This window comes from Acinetobacter sp. 228 (genome assembly GCF_048147885.1).
Genome location: NZ_JAYWYV010000257.1, coordinates 1 through 1,396, shown reverse-complemented (window position 1 = coordinate 1,396; position 1,396 = coordinate 1). Strand labels below are relative to the sequence as shown.

General features: G+C 38.0%; 1 protein-coding gene and 1 pseudogene. One reads left to right on the top strand and one right to left on the bottom strand.

The features are described from left to right. Window positions 1-1,163 (top strand): ABC transporter permease (locus tag VXQ92_RS17965; protein ID WP_416682722.1); only part of this gene is annotated, 1,163 nt, incomplete at its 5' end. A gap of 1 nt (window position 1,164) precedes the next feature. Here VXQ92_RS17965 and VXQ92_RS17960 read toward each other — a convergent pair. Then, window positions 1,165-1,396, bottom strand: a pseudogene (locus tag VXQ92_RS17960) (rhomboid family intramembrane serine protease); the annotation flags it as partial.

Sequence of the window (1,396 nt, the reverse complement as noted above, 5' to 3'; positions counted from 1 at the left end):
TATACACCGTTGTCTGGCTATTGCTCCGTGCTTTAAAAAAGATGAAAACCCGTTTGTCTTTTTATATTCGTTCAGCATCGCAAAGTGCCTTACAAATTACAGCACTGGCTTTTGGTTTAAGCCTCATTACCGTGTTAAGTGTATTAAGAACAGATTTATTAGAGCGTTGGCAACAGCAATTACCAGAGGGAACACCAAACCAGTTTGTTTATGGTCTACCACCATTTGATTTAAAAGCCTTTGAGCAACAGTTAAAGCAAAATGGTTGGCAAAGCACACCATTATATCCAAACATTCGTGGGCGGTTACTCGCAAAGAATGATGTACCTTTTTCAGAAGAAGCCATAAAGCAAAATAATGCTTTACGCCGCGAATTAAATTTAACGCAGTCGAGTGCTTTACCAAATGACAATGTCATTACAAAAGGTCAAGCGGAATTTAATGCAGTAGGCCAAGTTTCAGTTGAGAGTAAAACAGCAGAAAGTCTAGGAATCCAGATTGGTGACAGGCTTACTTTTAGTCTGCCAGAAGGTAGCTTGCAAGCTAAAGTTATAAATTTTCGGAGCGTTGAGTGGGAAAGCTTTAGTCCTAATTTTTTCTTTATTTTTTCACCTAAAACTTTAGATGAAAATGCTGGTAGCTACTTGGGCAGTTTTTATGTACCTAAGCAAGATCAACCTAAAATGATCCATATGATTCAGCAATTCTCCAATACGGTTTTTATTGATGTTGATCGAATTTTAGATGAAGTAAAGCGCTTAATGAATGTTCTAGTCAAAATCGTGACTGTGCTTGCAGCGTTAGTTGGCTTTTCTGGAATACTTGTTTTAATTGCTTGTTTAAATCTATTAATGGATGAACGCCGTCGAGAAGTGGCTTTGTTGCGTTCATTTGGTCTCTCTAAAAATAAAATGAAGCAGATGCTCAGTCTGGAAATTGGTTTTTTAGGTTTGTTAGCAGGCATTGTTGCCTGCTGTTTTGCCGAGGTAATTAGCGCTATTGCAAGTTATAAAATGAATATGGCTTTACAGTGGCATATTGAAATATGGTTGATTTTACCACTTGCTATGATGTTGCTTTGCGCTCTGATTGGCCGATATAGACTCGGTTATCTTTGTAATTTACCGCCACTACAAAGTTTACGTGAGCTGAACCAAATTTAAGTTAGGGGAGTATTTCTGGGTTCTGAATTAAAACCTCATGCCAAAGTGGAAGTAATGGTGAGTTAAGCTGATTACAGTAAGCATAGAAGCCCACAGTCATTAAAAGTCCTCCTAATAGACCTAAAAATTTTAGGAGGGTTTTAAATGGAGTGCGGTAGCTTAAATACCAAATCAGTGCGAGTAATGCACCCATAATCATACCACCGACATGTGCAGCATTATTAATACCTGTG